We start from the raw sequence: 13,765 nt of genomic DNA, 5'->3' as shown, positions 1-13,765 counted from the left end.
TCTTTCGGAGTCGCCAACGAACTCCGCAAGGAGGTCAAGCGCGGTGGGGTATGGTGTAATTGGCAACACGGCTGATTCTGGTTCAGTTGTTCTAGGTTCGAGTCCTGGTACCCCAGCTGCACCTCTCTATCGAGAGGTGCTGCGGATTCGGTCCCCCCGAGTCCGACGACAGTGTGTAGGGTCCCGTCGTCTAGTGGCCTAGGACGCCGCCCTCTCAAGGCGGTAACGCCGGTTCGAATCCGGTCGGGACTACCACTGTCATTTCGCAAGGCTCCGTCGTCTAGTGGCCTAGGACGCCGCCCTCTCAAGGCGGTAGCGCCGGTTCGAATCCGGTCGGGGCTACATCGGTGAAACCCTCGGAAGCAACGGCTTCCGAGGGTTTTCTGTTTTTCCAGGACCACCTTTTGTCCGGCATGTCCCTTGCTTGGATGGTTTCTCTGCCCAATACCTGGTGAGCAACGCACCGGGCCGGTCCTGGGGGCGAGAAGGCCGATCCGGCGGCCTCCCCGCCCCCGCGCGTGTCAGCTGTGGGTGGAGCGGGCCTTGAACAGGGCCCGCTTGGCGGCCTTGCCCACCTGCCTGTCCGGGTGGGCCTTGCCGATCTCCTCCAGCAGCTCCTCCAGGTGCGGGTGAGGCACCTTCCAGATCACGTCGAGCAGGTTGACCAGGTTCGTGCCGATATCGTCCAGGCTGCTGACGAACTCCGGCCGGCCGAGACCCGCCGAGATGGTCAGCATGTCGAGGATCAGCCAGTGGGTGTCGGCCGGGGTGGGCTGGGGGGCGTCCTCGACGCCGAGCTGGGCCAGGTGGGTGGCCGCATAGGGGCGCAGGGACGGCTCGTCGAGGACCTCCCGCCACGCGGGCACGGCCACCTCGCCGAGCGAGCCCACCATGCTGGCCGCCTGGACCCGGACCAGGGCGTCCGCATCGTCCTCGGCCGCCGCCTCCAGTAGTTCCTTGGCGGCCTGGTGGGGCTCGCGCAGCTCCATCCAGGCGGCGAACTCGGCGTCCGCCTCCTCCTCGGGCAGCTCCGCGCTGAAGGAGAGCAGGTCCAGAGCCGTCATCGCGTCGATGGCGGGGCGGGCGTCCAGCTCGATGTCGGCGTCGTCCACGAGGTGGACCACGCCTTCCATACCGAGCGGCGTCAGCCGTACCTGATCGTGCTCGACCTCGACCATGCCGTAGCCGGCCAGCCAGTCGAGGACCGGGGCGAGCGGGTCGCCGTACTGCGCGACGGCCGCGGCCCAGGCGTCGGCGCCCTGGTCGTCGTATTCGGCGGCGGCCTCCGCCAGCTCGGTACGGAGTTCGGCCAGCGGCTTGGAACCGGTCGCCAGGAGCACCCGGACCAGCAGGGCCCGGGTCAGCCCGGACAGGGCGATCGTGGCGTCCTCGTCCTCAAGCTCGGGATCGCCGTAGTCGACCGAGTGCAGGCCGGCCATCCAGACGTCGAGGGCGTCGTCGTCCTCCTCGAACGGCCAGTCGGCGGTGTCGACGTCGGCGCTGACGGTGTCCTCGCCCTCGGGCTGGAGGAAGTCCAGGTCGATCGCGAGGTTCCAGATGTTCCAGAGCGCGGGCACGGAGTCGGCCAGTGGCTTGCCGCTCCCCTCGGGTGCGGGCAGTCCCAGAGCGGCGAGGGCCTCGATGATCTCGGCATCGGTGAGCAGGCTCGTCTCACCTACCCGGCGCTCGGACCCGACCCAGAGCGCGAGGTCGCGCGCCTTGGTGATCAGGGCCGCCTTCCGGGTGGCCATGGCCAGCTCGGCATCGGGCCGGAGCCGGATCGTCGGCAGCTCGGCGAGCTCGTCCGCGAACGGCTCGAAGTCACCCAGTCCCTCGGACTCCTCCTCGTCGTCGTAGTCGTCCTGCTCGACGACGAGATCCTCCATCGCGTCGACGAAGTCGTCCTCCAGTTCGTCGAGCTCGGAGAGCAGGGACTTGAGCGAGGCGGAGCCCTTGGCCAGCCGGTCGGTCTCCGACAGGAAGGTCAGATAGGCGCGGACCGCGGACACCATGCCGTCGGCGGCGGCGTCCGGGTCCTCCACGACCTGCGGCATCCGGTCGAGCAGCACGGTGCGCAGATCGCCCTGCCTCCAGCGGCCGACGTTGTCGGAGGCGATCAGCCGGTGCCACAGGGCCACCGCCCCGACCAGGTTGGAATCGCTGCCGGGCGCGTTCTCACGCGCCCAGAGGATGAATTCTTGGAGCAGGGGACGCAGTTCAACGGCAGCGGCCTCGATGCGATCTGTCACCTTCCCAGCCTAGGGGGCCGCAAGGGTGCTCGCCTCCCCATATCGCATGGTTCAGCTGGCCCGTCGCATCGACTCGGTGATCCGCTCGGCGGCGGTGACCACGGGGATGGCGTGCAGTCTGCCCGGAGTCCGGGTCAGCCGCTCGATCGGCCCGGAGACCGAGACCGCGGCGACCACCTTGCCGGCGGCGCCCCGGATCGGCGCCGAGACGCTGGCCACGCCCTGCTCGCGCTCGCCGACGCTGTGCGCCCAGCCCCTGCGCCGGACGCTCGCCAGCGTGGCCGCGGTGAACCTGGCGCCGCGCAGTCCGCGGTGGAGGCGGTCCGGCTCCTCCCAGGCCAGCAGGATCTGCGCCGCCGATCCGGCGAGCATCGGCAGGGCCGAGCCGACCGGCACGGTGTCACGCAACCCGCTGGACCGTTCGGCGGCCGCCACGCACACCCGCTCGTCACCCTGCCGCCGGTAAAGTTGCGCGCTTTCGCCGGTCATGTCCCGGAGCTGTGCCAGCACCGGGGCGGCGACGGCCAGCAACCTGTCCTCCCCGGCGGCCGTGGACAGTTCGGACAGCCGTGGTCCCAGCACGAATCGGCCCTGTGTGTCGCGGGAGACGATGCGGTGGTGCTCCAGCGCGACGGCGAGCCGATGGGCGGTGGGGCGTGCCAGGCCGGTGGCCTGGACGAGCTGCGCGAGGGACGCCGGACCGGCTTCGAGGGCGTTGAGCACGAGCACGGCCTTGTCCAGTACGCCGACTCCGCTAGAGTTGTCCATACACCGATACTGCCGTCTCGACATATGAGAAAGCAAGTTGGGTGCGGAATAGCCGATCGCAAGGAGGCGACATGGGCCGCACGCTGGCGGAGAAGGTCTGGGAGCAGCACGTGGTGCGACGTGCCGACGGAGAACCCGATCTCCTCTACATCGACCTTCACCTCATTCACGAGGTGACCAGCCCGCAGGCGTTCGACGGCCTGCGCCTGGCGGGACGTTCCGTCCGGAGGCCGGATCTCACGATCGCCACCGAGGACCACAACGTCCCGACCTTGCTCGGTCCGATCAAGGACCCCGTGTCCCGAACCCAGGTCGAGACCCTGCGCAAGAACTGCGCCGAGTTCGGCATCCGGCTGCACCCCATGGGTGACGCGGGCCAGGGCGTCGTGCACATCATCGGGCCGCAGTTCGGCCTCACCCAGCCGGGAATGACGATCGTCTGTGGTGATTCTCACACCTCCACCCACGGCGCCTTCGGGGGCATCGCCTTCGGCATCGGCACCTCGGAGGTGGAGCACGTGCTGGCCACCCAGACCCTGCCCGCCTACCGGCCGAAGACGATGGCCATCGAGGTCTCCGGCGAGCTGCCGACCGGCGTCACCGCCAAGGACCTGATCCTGGCGATCATCGCCAGGATCGGCACCGGGGGTGGCCAGGGCTACATCGTCGAATACCGCGGCGAGGCGATCCGCAAGCTCTCCATGGAGGGCCGGATGACCGTCTGCAACATGTCCATCGAGGCGGGCGCGCGGGCGGGCATGATCGCTCCGGACGAGACCACGTTCGAATACCTGAAGGGCCGCCCCCACGCGCCGACCGGTGCCGACTGGGACGCCGCGGTCGAATACTGGAGGTCGCTGACGACCGACGAGGACGCCGTCTTCGACAGGGTCGTGGAGATCGACGCCACGACGCTGACGCCGTTCGTCACCTGGGGTACGAACCCGGGCCAGGGCGCTCCGCTGGGGACGGCGGTGCCGGCCCCGCAGGACACCGACGACCCGGCCGCGGCCGAGCGCGCGCTGGAGTACATGGGCCTGACCGCGGGCACCCCGCTCCGCGAGGTCGAGGTGGACACGGTCTTCGTCGGCTCCTGCACCAACGGGCGCCTGGAGGACCTGCGGGCCGCGGCCGACGTGCTGCGCGGCCGTCAGGTCGTCACCCGCACGCTCATCGTCCCCGGCTCGATGCTGGTCAAGCTCCAGGCCGAGCAGGAAGGGCTGGACGAGGTGTTCAAGGCCGCGGGCGCCGAGTGGCGCGAGGCGGGCTGCTCGATGTGCCTGGGCATGAACCCCGACACCCTCGCCCCCGGCGAGCGCAGCGCGTCGACGTCCAACCGCAACTTCGAGGGGCGCCAGGGCAAGGGGGGCCGTACTCACCTGGTCTCCCCGCAGGTCGCCGCAGCGACCGCCGTCACCGGCAAACTGACCGCGCCCGCCGACCTGGCCTAGGAGATCCGAACATGGAAGCTTTCACCACCCACACCGGCCGGGCCGTGCCGCTGCGCCGCAGCAACGTGGACACCGACCAGATCATCCCCGCGGTCTGGCTCAAGCAGGTCAGCCGGACCGGATTCGAGAAGGGCCTGTTCTCGGCCTGGCGCGAGGACCCGGCCTTCGTCCTGAACGACCCCGTCCGCGAGGGCGCCTCGATCCTCGTCTCGGGACCCGACTTCGGCACCGGCTCCTCGCGCGAGCACGCGGTCTGGGCCCTGCAGCAGTACGGCTTCCGCGTCGTGATCGCAGCCCGTTTCGGCGACATCTTCCGTAATAATTCCACCAAGATGGGACTGCTGCCGGTCGTGCTGCCGGCTGCCACGGTTGAGGCTCTGCAGTCTGCCGTAGAGGCGGAACCCACTCTGGAAATTACCGTTGACCTGCGGGAACGCCAGGTTCGCTGGGCGGGGCAGACCGCCGAATTCGAGCTCGACGACTACACCCGCTGGCGGCTGCTGGAGGGACTGGACGATATCGGGCTGACCCTGCGTAATGCCGATGACGTCGAAATATACGAGAATGGTCGGCAGTCATGGCTGCCGACGACCGTCTGACGGGTTCAGAGAGCGAGTTGGCGTGGCGGCTGCGCGAGGCGCACCGCCGCGTCCGTTCTCTGCGTGTGTCTCTCGCGCAGAGGGAACGTCTGGTCAAGCGCCTGCTTTCCATCTGTGATGTCGCCAAACGTGATCTCAGTCATGCAGCGGGGCGTCTTGATTTATTCCTTCTCGACCTTGATGCTCTGGTTTCAGATACGCCGAGTGCTGGAAACATTGCGGAAGGTGATTGAGTCGCACGGCTCCGTCCCCTAATTTCAAGCGGCAAGGGGTTTCTCGCTCTGTTGAGACCCCGTGCCGTGACAAATCGGGTGAGACGGGTTTTCTGCCTCATGACCCACTCCCAGACATCGGTAACAGGGGGAGCAACCTTTATGAACAAGAAAGAGCTCGTCGACGCGATCGCAGATCGGGTCGGCGACAAGAAGACAGCCACCGAGGCCGTGAACGCGGTGCTCGACGCCATCCAGAAGGCTGTCGCCAGCGGAGACAAGGTCTCCATCACGGGCTTCGGTGCTTTCGAGATGGTGCACAAGCCGGCTCGCACGGCCCGGAACCCTTCGACCGGTGCCGAGATCAAGGTCGCCGAGAGCTGGGGGCCGAAGTTCCGGCCCGGCTCGGACTTCAAGGAGCTCGTCAACGTGGAGGGGAAGAAGGCCGCGAAGAAAAAGTAGGGCTTCACGTGGGCGGCCCGGATTCCCCTGGAGGGAATCCGGGCGTCCGGCTTATCCGGAGCGGGACGTGTGGAGCGGTCGCTCGTCCGGGCTATCCGGGATGGGGGTCTCCGGCCGGTCCCGGCAGCGGGAAGGTCGACAGCGTGATGTAGGTGACCTGTCCGTCGTCCACGGTGATGTTCACCCGCTGACCTGAGCGGAGCAGACGCAGTGGTCCGGCGTCGAACGCCGCCGCGCCGAACGGGACCTCGGTCCCGTCGTCCAGGAACACCGACCCCGACCGGGTCGCCGCGTCAAAGGTCCGCACCGTCGCCTGCACCCGATCAGCTTAGCCCTTGTGGAAGTTGATCTTTTCTACGATCGTCCGGGTGCGGAGACCGGGGCCGAGGGAGAGGGCCGTCCGCAGGTCGTCGGGGGTGTCCACGTCCCGGCGGACCGAGTCGACCCCGTCCAGGCAGATCTCCTTGACGCCGTGCAGCAGATGGCGGTCGCGTGACCGGCCGCCGAACCGGGGGGTGAAAGGGATGCCGGGCCGTACGCCGTAGAAGGTCGTGCCGACCTCGGCGGCGTCGGGCAGGAACGCCTGGTCGGACTCCGCGGCCGCGGTGAGCACGAGCGCCAGCTCCGCCGGGCGGAGCGCGGGGAGATCGGCCTGGAGTGCACCGACGGCGTCGCCGGGCGCCAGCCGTACCGCCTCCTGGGCCCCGTGCCGCAGCGCCGCGTTCAGCCCCGACTCCGGGTCGCCGATCACGTGGGCGCCCACCCCGCCGAGCGCCTCGGCCGCCACCGGATCGCCCGTCACCACCATGACCCGCGCGACGAGCACGCAGCTCAGCGCGGCTTCCACGGTGTCGCAGGCGATTGCCACGGCCAGCGCGGCGCGCCAGGAGCCTGCCGCCTCCGACAGCCGGGTCTTGGCGGCGACCAGTGTCTTGACCGGGACGACGAGGGTCCAGCCGGAGATCTCCGAAGCAGGCATACCCTTAAGCATCCCGCCTCGACAGCCCATAGAGCCAACCGGGACACTTAGGGCGCATCCCGCTTATATGGAGGAGTTCATGAGACGCCCTGGATGGCCTTCCCGATTCTGGGTCGCCGTGGCCGTCGTGATCGTCAAGCCGTTCGCGTGGCTCCTGGTCAAGAAGGACTGGCGCCGGGCCGACCGCCTGCCCCGGACCGGCGGGATCATCCTGGCGACCAACCACCTGTCCTGGGTGGATCCTTTCCTGATCTCGCACTACCTCTACAACAACGGGCGCTGGCCGGTGGTGCTGGCCAAGTCGGGGCTCTTCTCGGTGCCGGTGATCGGGCACATGCTGAGGGCGCTGCGGGCCATCCCGGTCTACCGGGGGAGCGCCGAGGCGGTCCACTCGCTCAGGGAGTCCGAGGAACGGATCGCCGAGGGAGCGTGCGTGCTGTTCTACCCCGAGGGCACCTGCACCCGTGATCCCCGGTTCTGGCCGATGGAGGGCAAGACGGGCGCGGCCCGGCTGGCTCTGGCCACCGGCGCGCCGGTGATCCCGGTGGCACACTGGGGGGCGCAGGAGATCCTCCCCTACGGGAGCAAGAGGCCCCGGCTCTTTCCGCGCAAGACCTTCCGCGCTCTGGCGGGGGAGCCGGTCGATCTGTCTAAGTACCGGGGGCAGACGATCCACGCCGACGTCCTGCGCGATGCGACCGCCGACATCATGGAGGCGATCACGTCCCTGCTCGCCGAGCTGCGCGGGGAGGAGGAGCCCCAGGCGCCGTTCAAGAAACCCGCTGACAACTGACTTCGACGTACGGTGATGAGATGACCAAGGCGGCTGTATTCGGCACGGGATCGTGGGGCACCACCTTTGCGATGATCATGGCGAGGGCGGGTACTCGGACGACCCTGTGGGGCCGGCGGCCGGAGATCGTGGAGGCGATCGACCGCCGGCACGAGAACCCCGACTACCTACCCGGCGTGACGTTGCCCGAGACGTTGCGGGCCACGACCGATCCCGCCGAGGCGCTCGACGGCGCCGACTTCGTGGTGCTCGCGGTCCCCTCCCAGACACTGCGGTCCAACCTGGTCGGCTGGAAGCCGGACCTGCCGTCCGGCGCCGTGCTGGTCAGCCTGATGAAGGGCGTCGAGCTCGGCACCACCAAGCGGATGAGCGAGGTGATCTGCGAGGTCGCCGAGGTACCGCAGGAGCGGGTCGCCGTGGTGTCGGGCCCCAACCTGGTCGGTGAGATCATGCGGGGCCAGCCTGCCGCGACCGTGGTCGCCTGCACCGACGAGCGGGCCATGGAACGGCTCCAGGAGGCATGCCACCTGCCGCCGTGGTTCCGCCCCTACACCAACCCCGACGTGGTGGGGGTGGAGCTCGGCGGGGCGGTCAAGAACGTGATCGCCCTGGCGGTCGGCGTCGCGGCCGGCATGGGGCTCGGCGACAACGTCGGGGCGATGCTGATGACGCGCGGGCTGGCCGAGATCTCCCGGCTGGGTGAGGTGCTCGGCGCGGACCCGCACACCTTCGCCGGGCTCGCCGGGATGGGCGATCTCATAGCGAGCTGCACCTCCCCGTTGGCGCGGAACCGTACGTTCGGTATGAATCTCGGTCAGGGCATGACCCTGGCCGAGGCCACCGCCGCGACGAAGCAGACCGTCGAGGGCGTCAAGTCCTGCGAGTCGGTCCTGGAACTGGCCAGAAAGCACGATGTGGAGATGCCGATCACCGAGGTCGTGGTGGCCGTCGTCCATGACGGAATGCCCCCCGCTGAGGCCGGCATGCTGCTGATGTCGCGGGCTCCCAGACCAGAGCGTTGAACTCCTCCCCGGCCTGGGGCCGGGGATTCTCCCGTCGCGTCGGGTTGGGCGGCGCGCGCGTCTGACAGGAGGCTGGGCCCCCCAGAGGGGGTAGATTCGGTCATCATGAGCGAGCAGCACGAAACCCGGCCGAGGGTCGCAATCGTCTTCGGCGGACGTAACTCCGAGCACGCCGTCTCCATCCTGGGAGCCGGAAGTGTGCTGGAGGCCATCGACCGGTCCAAATACGAGGTGGTCCCCATCGGGATCGCTCAGGACGGACGGTGGGTGCTCGCCTCGGGTGACCAGCGCTACGCGATCGAGGGCGACGAGCTGCCGTCCGTCGAGGCCGACGGCGCGGGCCTGGCGCTGCCGTCCGGCGGTGGCTCGCTGATGGCCTACGACCCCGGCAGCATCCCGGTCGAGCTCGGCCAGGTGGATGTCGTCTTCCCCGTGATGCACGGGCCGTTCGCCGAGGACGGCACGATTCAGGGCCTGCTGGAGATGGCCGGCGTCCGTTACGTCGGCTCCGGGGTGCTCGCCAGCGCGGTCGGCATGGACAAGGCCTACATGAAGATGGTGCTCGCCGCCTCCGGCCTGCCCGTCGGCCCGTATGTCGTGATCCGCGAGCGTGACTGGCGGACCGATCGTGACCGGATCCTCAAGGAGGTCCAGGAGCTCGGCTGGCCGGTCTTCGTCAAGCCCGCCCGTGCCGGGTCGAGCCAGGGCATCTCCAAGGCACACGACCTGGAGGAGCTGGAGCGGGCCGTCGAGTTCGCCCGCGAGCACGACCCCAAGGTGCTGGTCGAGGCCGCGATCGTGGGCCGCGAGATCGAGTGCGCGGTGCTGGAGTCACTGGGCGACGAGGCCGCACGGGCCAGCGTGCCCGGAGAGGTGCTGGTCCACGGCGGCCACGAGTTCTTCGACTTCGAGGCCAAGTACATCGGCGACGACATGTCCCTGTCCGTGCCCGCCGACATCCCCGCCGACGTGGCCGAGAGCCTGCGGGCGATGGCCGTCCGCGCGTTCGAGGCGCTGGGCTGCGAGGGCCTGTCCCGGGTCGACTTCTTCTACACCACCGACGGCCGGCTGATCCTCAACGAGATCAACACGATGCCGGGCTTCACCGCGATGTCGGTCGCGCCGCAGCTGTGGGCGGCCACCGGCCTGTCCTACGCCGAGCTGGTCGACCGGCTGATCCAGCTGGCCCTGCATCGCTCACCCGGTCTGCGGTAGCGCCGCCTTGATCGGGACCGCGAGGTCGACGAGGACGTTCTCCGGGATGTGCCGCCGGGAGACCGTCACCTCCACGTAGGCCTCCCTGCCGATCGAGGTGAACAGCAGCGGCCTCGCGGGATCGGAGAACCACGCCACCCCGTCGAGCTCGGGCACCTCCTCGGTGGCCGTCATCGTCGCCGGCCGCGGCACTCCGCAGCGCAGCGCGATCTCCCCTTCCCCCCACACCGCGACGTACGGCGACGCGGGAGTGCTCTCCACCCGGGCGGCGCCGTCGAGCTTCTGCGGGAGCCGCCCGCCGAGTGCCGTGCACGCGGCGGCGGCCGCACCCTCCGGAGTGGGCGGGTCCACCCGGACCGTACTACCGCATCCTGCCAGGATCAGCAGGGCGCAGGCACAGACCGTCCACCGAGTGAACCGGAGTGACATCATATGATCCCGAAAAGGTTAAAAATGGACGATTGGACACGTAAGAGTACGTGTAATCCCCTCGACCGCTTGAATCTGAGCCACTACAAGTTTGCCTAGTTCATCCACGTTCCGCGCCTCGGCGCGGACGATCACGTCATAGGGGCCGGTGACGTCCTCGGCCTGCGTGACGCCGGAGATCCTCGATATCTCCCCGGCCACGCCCGCCGCCTTGCCGACCTCGGTCTGGATAAGGATGTAGGCCTGTACCATAACGTCCTCCCGGGCGATTGGATCAGTGCCGGAGGGCCACCGTACCCTGTGATGAACGGGAGGTGCGTCATCGCAGTCGGAGATCTCGGCGAATTCGGAGTTGTTGCACGTATCACTGGACGATTGCCTCAGGGCCCGGCCGTACTGCTCGGCCCCGGAGACGACGCCGCGCTGGTCGGCGCCCCCGACGGCAGGGTCGTCGTGACGACAGATCTACTGATCGAGGGTAGGCACTTCCGTCGCGATTGGTCCAGTGGGTACGAAATCGGTCGGAAAGCTGCGGCGCAGAACCTGGCCGACGTCGTGGCGATGGGTGCCGATCCCACCGGCATCGTGGTCGGCCTCGGCCTGCCTCCCGAGGCCGGTACGGACTGGCTGGACGACCTCACCGACGGCTTCCGCGACGAGTGCGACCTCGTCGGCGCCAGCGTGGTGGGGGGTGACGTCACCCGCTGCGACCTGGTTGTGATCGCTGTCACCGCCCTGGGAGACCTGGGTGGGCGCGCACCGGTCACGCGGGCGGGGGCACGCCCGGGTGACGTGGTGGCGGTGGCGGGCCGGCTCGGACACGCCGCCGCCGGGCTCGCGCTGCTCCACGGTGGCCGGAAAGAGCCGGTGGAACTGATCGACGCCCACCGCCGCCCGGAGCCGCCCTACGCCTGCGGCGCCCAGGCGGCCGCGCTCGGCGCGACCTCCATGCTCGACGTCAGCGACGGCCTGTTCCAGGATCTGGGGCACGTGGCGGAGGCCAGCGGGGTCGGCATCCTGCTCACCCCGGAGGCCTTCGCCATCCCTCCCCTCCTGGAGGAGGCCGCCCGGCTGCTCGGCGCCGACCCACTGGAGTGGGTGCTCTCCGGCGGGGACGACCACGCCCTCGCGGCGACCTTCCCGGAGGGGGTGCCGATCCCGCCCCCGTGGAGGGTGGTCGGTCAGGTGATCGAGGGCAAGGGCGTACAGGTCAGGGGCCGTCCGATGGATCACGGCGGCTGGGATCACTTCCGAAAGTGACGTTCACCACCTATGTGACATCGGCGAAATTTACGACAAACGGTTATTGAACTGGTATGAAGATGGGCGGCCGAGATTCCCGAGAGAAAGGGGCAATATGGGCCGCCACGGTGGACATGAAGACGACGCCCCCCGTAACCGGGGGAAACGTGACCGGGAGCCCGTTCCGGAGCCCGTGTATCGCGACGAGCCGATCGGGCGCCGGCTCCGTCCCGAGGAATCGGCGGTCACCGAGACCCAGACGGGATTCCTGGGTTCCGGATGGTCGGCCCGGACCGAGCTGTCCGAGCCCGTGTGGCCCGACGAGAAACGCCGCTCCGGCGGGCGGGTCAAGACGATGGTGCTGGCCGTCGCGGCGGTGGCCGTGGTTCTTGGCGGGACCGTGGCCGGCGTCCAGGTGATGAGTGCGGCCGGATCGAGTGAGAACTGCCCGGCCGGCAGCTGCCTGGCGGAGGCGTCTGAGCAGCCGGAGCTCTACTCCACCGGCGACGGCCAGGCCGATCCCACCGAGAGGCCCGCGCCGAGCGATGAGCCCGAGAAGGCGGGGAAGGAGAAGACCGGTCCCGCCCCCGCCCCCACCCCTTCGGCCACCCCCTCGCGGGCCGGCCGTACCTCCACCGCGAGGCCCACTCCGACGCCGGAGGCCACGCGCACCGCCCAGCGCGGCGGACCGGCCCGGCGCACCGGCGCGCCCGTGCCCGTGCCCGAGCCCGAGCCCGAGCCGAGCCCGACCGGCGAGGCGCTCATCACCGGCACCCGCACGCAGGACCCGGCGCCCTCCCCGGCAGTCACCCAGCCCCCGACCACCCAGCCCACCCAGCCTCCGACCACCCAGCCCTCCTCTCCGGAGATCCTCGCCACCCCGGCCGCCGGCGGCGCCGCGCTGAGGGTCGGCTTCGGCATCGTGAGCAAGAGGGGCGAGACGTACACCGCCAAGCTCGTGGTCACCGCCAACGCGAAGCTCACCGGCCTGACACTGAGCCTGCCGGTCGGCGGGGAGGTCGCCTCGGTCACCGGGGCCGACTGGAAGCAGGACGGCGACACCCTCGTGCTTGAGACGGTCAGGGACCTGGAGGCGGGAAAGGATCTGGTCCTCACTTTCACCGCGTACGGCCGGGCCGAGGTTCCGCGGAGCTGCGAGAGTACCCAGGCGGAGTGCGCGGTCAGCTGACCAAGAGCTGGTTTGATGGGGGTATGACCGTTTTGACCCCTCCTCGTGTGCTCACCGTCGCCGGCTCCGACTCCGGCGGTGGTGCGGGCATCCAGGCCGACCTGAAGACCATGCTGGCTTTGGGCGTGCATGGCATGAGCGTGATCGCCGCGGTGACCGCGCAGAATTCGCTGGGCGTCCAGGGATACTGGGAGCTCCCGCCGGAGGCGGTGCGCGCCCAGCTCGACTCGGTGCTCGGCGACATCGGCGCCCAGGCGATCAAGACCGGGATGCTGGCCTCGCCCGTGCTGGTGGAGACGGTCGCCGACGTGCTGGCCCGGGTGGACGCCCCGGTCGTGGTGGACCCGGTGGGGGTCTCCAAGCACGGTGACGCGCTACTCGCCCCCGAGGCCGTGGACACGGTGAAGTCGCGCCTGCTGCCGACGGCCACCGTGGTCACTCCCAATCTCTGGGAGGTGTCGCAGCTCACCGGGGTGGAGGTCGAGGACGAAAGGGACCTGCGCCGGGCCGCCGACGCGATCCTGGAACTCGGCCCCACCTGGGCGTTGATCAAGGGCGGCCACCTGCCCGGCGCCCCGGTGGACCTGCTGACCGACGGCACCCGGGAGTTCCGCTTCACCGCCGAGCGCCACGACAACCGGCACACCCACGGCACCGGCTGCACCCTGGCCTCGGCGATCGCCTCCTACCTGGCGCTCGGCGAGGACGTCCCGGCCGCGGTGGAGAAGGCCAAGACGTACGTCACGGGGGCGATCGCCCGGGGGTTCCCGCTGGGCGAGGGCATCGGCCCGGTGGACCACGCCTGGCTCTGGCGCCGGTGATCCTTGCCCGGGGGACCCGGGGAAAAGCGACCGGTGATCCTCACCAGCCGGAAAAGCAACAGCCCGCCGCCCCCTTCCGGGGGCGGCGGGCTGTTGCTGAGGTCTGACTAGCGGGTGACCTTGCCGGCCTTGATGCAGGAGGTGCACACGTTCAGCCGCTTCGGCGTGCCGTTCACCACTGCGCGCACGGGCTGGATGTTGGGGTTCCAGCGGCGGCGGGTGCGGCGGTGCGAGTGGGAGACGTTGTTGCCGAAGGTCGGCTTCTTAGCGCAAACGTCGCAGACGGAAGCCACGGTTCGCTCCTTAGATCAGTCGAGAGGCTCGATCCGCCACG

17 protein-coding genes and 3 tRNA genes are annotated in these 13,765 nt (G+C 69.4%); 13 read left to right on the top strand and 7 right to left on the bottom strand.

The genetic code is table 11. The features are described 5' to 3' along the window. Positions 1-44: 44 nt before the first annotated feature. The 3 genes from ACIN94_RS20070 (at position 45) to ACIN94_RS20060 (ending at position 342) form a co-directional block, all read left to right on the top strand. A tRNA-Gln gene (locus ACIN94_RS20070) sits at positions 45-116 on the top strand. A gap of 63 nt (positions 117-179) precedes the next feature. After that, positions 180-255, top strand: a tRNA-Glu gene (locus ACIN94_RS20065). Positions 256-269: 14 nt separating this feature from the next. Then, a tRNA-Glu gene (locus tag ACIN94_RS20060) sits at positions 270-342 on the top strand. Between the two features lie 179 nt (positions 343-521). On the opposite strand, the gene ACIN94_RS20055 is transcribed toward ACIN94_RS20060, so the two are convergent. Together ACIN94_RS20055 and ACIN94_RS20050 are read right to left on the bottom strand one after the other, a co-directional pair. Beyond that, complete coding sequence (locus ACIN94_RS20055) at positions 522-2,249, bottom strand: hypothetical protein (protein ID WP_400708049.1); 1,728 nt, start codon at positions 2,247-2,249, stop codon at positions 522-524. Between the two features lie 51 nt (positions 2,250-2,300). Then, positions 2,301-3,017: an IclR family transcriptional regulator gene (locus tag ACIN94_RS20050; protein WP_400708047.1), complete on the bottom strand. Its 717-nt coding sequence runs from the start codon at positions 3,015-3,017 to the stop codon at positions 2,301-2,303. Positions 3,018-3,088: 71 nt separating this feature from the next. Here ACIN94_RS20050 and leuC point away from each other — a divergent pair, with 71 nt between their 5' ends. The 4 genes from leuC (at position 3,089) to ACIN94_RS20030 (ending at position 5,741) form a co-directional block, all read left to right on the top strand. Further along, positions 3,089-4,468, top strand: coding sequence for a 3-isopropylmalate dehydratase large subunit (leuC, locus tag ACIN94_RS20045; RefSeq protein WP_400708045.1), 1,380 nt, complete (start codon positions 3,089-3,091; stop codon positions 4,466-4,468). 11 nt (positions 4,469-4,479) lie between these two features. Next, a complete protein-coding gene (gene leuD / locus ACIN94_RS20040; protein ID WP_400708043.1) occupies positions 4,480-5,067 on the top strand; it encodes a 3-isopropylmalate dehydratase small subunit in 588 nt (195 codons plus the stop codon). Then, on the top strand, positions 5,046-5,300 hold the full coding sequence (locus ACIN94_RS20035; RefSeq protein WP_400708041.1) for a hypothetical protein: 255 nt from the start codon (positions 5,046-5,048) through the stop codon (positions 5,298-5,300). Before leuD ends, ACIN94_RS20035 begins: the two co-directional genes overlap by 22 nt. A gap of 141 nt (positions 5,301-5,441) precedes the next feature. After that, the gene (locus tag ACIN94_RS20030; RefSeq protein ID WP_012894400.1) at positions 5,442-5,741 is read left to right on the top strand and encodes an HU family DNA-binding protein; all 300 of its coding nucleotides are present in this window, start codon (positions 5,442-5,444) and stop codon (positions 5,739-5,741) included. A gap of 91 nt (positions 5,742-5,832) precedes the next feature. On the opposite strand, the gene ACIN94_RS20025 is transcribed toward ACIN94_RS20030, so the two are convergent. Next, positions 5,833-6,060, bottom strand: coding sequence for a hypothetical protein (locus ACIN94_RS20025; RefSeq protein ID WP_400708039.1), 228 nt, complete (start codon positions 6,058-6,060; stop codon positions 5,833-5,835). A 9-nt stretch (positions 6,061-6,069) separates the two neighbouring features. Then, complete coding sequence (cofC, locus tag ACIN94_RS20020; RefSeq protein WP_400708037.1) at positions 6,070-6,732, bottom strand: 2-phospho-L-lactate guanylyltransferase; 663 nt, start codon at positions 6,730-6,732, stop codon at positions 6,070-6,072. A 67-nt stretch (positions 6,733-6,799) separates the two neighbouring features. Between cofC and ACIN94_RS20015 the strand changes: the two genes are divergently transcribed. The 3 genes from ACIN94_RS20015 (at position 6,800) to ACIN94_RS20005 (ending at position 9,750) form a co-directional block, all read left to right on the top strand. Beyond that, positions 6,800-7,513, top strand: coding sequence for a lysophospholipid acyltransferase family protein (locus tag ACIN94_RS20015; protein WP_400708035.1), 714 nt, complete (start codon positions 6,800-6,802; stop codon positions 7,511-7,513). Between the two features lie 20 nt (positions 7,514-7,533). Next, positions 7,534-8,535, top strand: a complete 1,002-nt coding sequence (locus tag ACIN94_RS20010) for an NAD(P)H-dependent glycerol-3-phosphate dehydrogenase (protein WP_400708033.1) — start codon at positions 7,534-7,536, stop codon at positions 8,533-8,535. A 105-nt stretch (positions 8,536-8,640) separates the two neighbouring features. Beyond that, complete coding sequence (locus ACIN94_RS20005) at positions 8,641-9,750, top strand: D-alanine--D-alanine ligase family protein (protein ID WP_400708031.1); 1,110 nt, start codon at positions 8,641-8,643, stop codon at positions 9,748-9,750. On the opposite strand, the gene ACIN94_RS20000 is transcribed toward ACIN94_RS20005, so the two are convergent. Further along, complete coding sequence (locus tag ACIN94_RS20000) at positions 9,733-10,179, bottom strand: DUF3515 domain-containing protein (protein WP_400708029.1); 447 nt, start codon at positions 10,177-10,179, stop codon at positions 9,733-9,735. The two genes, ACIN94_RS20005 and ACIN94_RS20000, sit on opposite strands and share 18 nt — an antisense overlap. A gap of 18 nt (positions 10,180-10,197) precedes the next feature. Further along, positions 10,198-10,431, bottom strand: a complete 234-nt coding sequence (locus tag ACIN94_RS19995; protein WP_400708027.1) for an Lrp/AsnC family transcriptional regulator — start codon at positions 10,429-10,431, stop codon at positions 10,198-10,200. Between the two features lie 51 nt (positions 10,432-10,482). Here ACIN94_RS19995 and ACIN94_RS19990 point away from each other — a divergent pair, with 51 nt between their 5' ends. From ACIN94_RS19990 to thiD, 3 genes are all read left to right on the top strand, one after another. Then, positions 10,483-11,439 carry a thiamine-phosphate kinase gene (locus tag ACIN94_RS19990; RefSeq protein WP_400708025.1) on the top strand — a complete coding sequence of 319 codons (957 nt, stop codon included), beginning with the start codon at positions 10,483-10,485 and terminating at the stop codon, positions 11,437-11,439. A gap of 175 nt (positions 11,440-11,614) precedes the next feature. Further along, positions 11,615-12,610: a hypothetical protein gene (locus ACIN94_RS19985; RefSeq protein ID WP_400708023.1), complete on the top strand. Its 996-nt coding sequence runs from the start codon at positions 11,615-11,617 to the stop codon at positions 12,608-12,610. A gap of 23 nt (positions 12,611-12,633) precedes the next feature. After that, positions 12,634-13,431: a bifunctional hydroxymethylpyrimidine kinase/phosphomethylpyrimidine kinase gene (gene thiD / locus ACIN94_RS19980; protein WP_400708021.1), complete on the top strand. Its 798-nt coding sequence runs from the start codon at positions 12,634-12,636 to the stop codon at positions 13,429-13,431. Between the two features lie 107 nt (positions 13,432-13,538). Here thiD and rpmB read toward each other — a convergent pair whose 3' ends face one another. Next, entirely contained in the window at positions 13,539-13,724 is a 186-nt protein-coding gene (gene rpmB / locus ACIN94_RS19975; RefSeq protein ID WP_012894387.1) for a 50S ribosomal protein L28, read from the bottom strand. Positions 13,725-13,765 lie beyond the last annotated feature (41 nt).

Origin of the sequence: Streptosporangium sp. NPDC087985 (assembly GCF_044741965.1) — a bacterium.
In the GTDB taxonomy this organism is placed as follows: Bacteria; Actinomycetota; Actinomycetes; order Streptosporangiales; family Streptosporangiaceae; genus Streptosporangium.
This window is presented reverse-complemented; position numbering and strand designations above follow the sequence as displayed.

Bases quoted from the DNA above. Each gene is read 5' to 3' on its own strand.
- ACIN94_RS20050 (WP_400708047.1), bottom strand. From the start codon at position 3,017: ATGGACAACTCTAGCGGAGTCGGCGTACTGGACAAGGCCGTGCTCGTG.
- leuC (WP_400708045.1), top strand. From the start codon at position 3,089: ATGGGCCGCACGCTGGCGGAGAAGGTCTGGGAGCAGCACGTGGTGCGA.
- leuD (WP_400708043.1), top strand. From the start codon at position 4,480: ATGGAAGCTTTCACCACCCACACCGGCCGGGCCGTGCCGCTGCGCCGC.
- ACIN94_RS20035 (WP_400708041.1), top strand. From the start codon at position 5,046: ATGGCTGCCGACGACCGTCTGACGGGTTCAGAGAGCGAGTTGGCGTGG.
- ACIN94_RS20030 (WP_012894400.1), top strand. From the start codon at position 5,442: ATGAACAAGAAAGAGCTCGTCGACGCGATCGCAGATCGGGTCGGCGAC.
- cofC (WP_400708037.1), bottom strand. From the start codon at position 6,732: ATGCTTAAGGGTATGCCTGCTTCGGAGATCTCCGGCTGGACCCTCGTC.
- ACIN94_RS20015 (WP_400708035.1), top strand. From the start codon at position 6,800: ATGAGACGCCCTGGATGGCCTTCCCGATTCTGGGTCGCCGTGGCCGTC.
- ACIN94_RS20010 (WP_400708033.1), top strand. From the start codon at position 7,534: ATGACCAAGGCGGCTGTATTCGGCACGGGATCGTGGGGCACCACCTTT.
- ACIN94_RS20005 (WP_400708031.1), top strand. From the start codon at position 8,641: ATGAGCGAGCAGCACGAAACCCGGCCGAGGGTCGCAATCGTCTTCGGC.
- ACIN94_RS20000 (WP_400708029.1), bottom strand. From the start codon at position 10,179: ATGTCACTCCGGTTCACTCGGTGGACGGTCTGTGCCTGCGCCCTGCTG.
- ACIN94_RS19995 (WP_400708027.1), bottom strand. From the start codon at position 10,431: ATGGTACAGGCCTACATCCTTATCCAGACCGAGGTCGGCAAGGCGGCG.
- ACIN94_RS19990 (WP_400708025.1), top strand. From the start codon at position 10,483: ATGAACGGGAGGTGCGTCATCGCAGTCGGAGATCTCGGCGAATTCGGA.
- thiD (WP_400708021.1), top strand. From the start codon at position 12,634: ATGACCGTTTTGACCCCTCCTCGTGTGCTCACCGTCGCCGGCTCCGAC.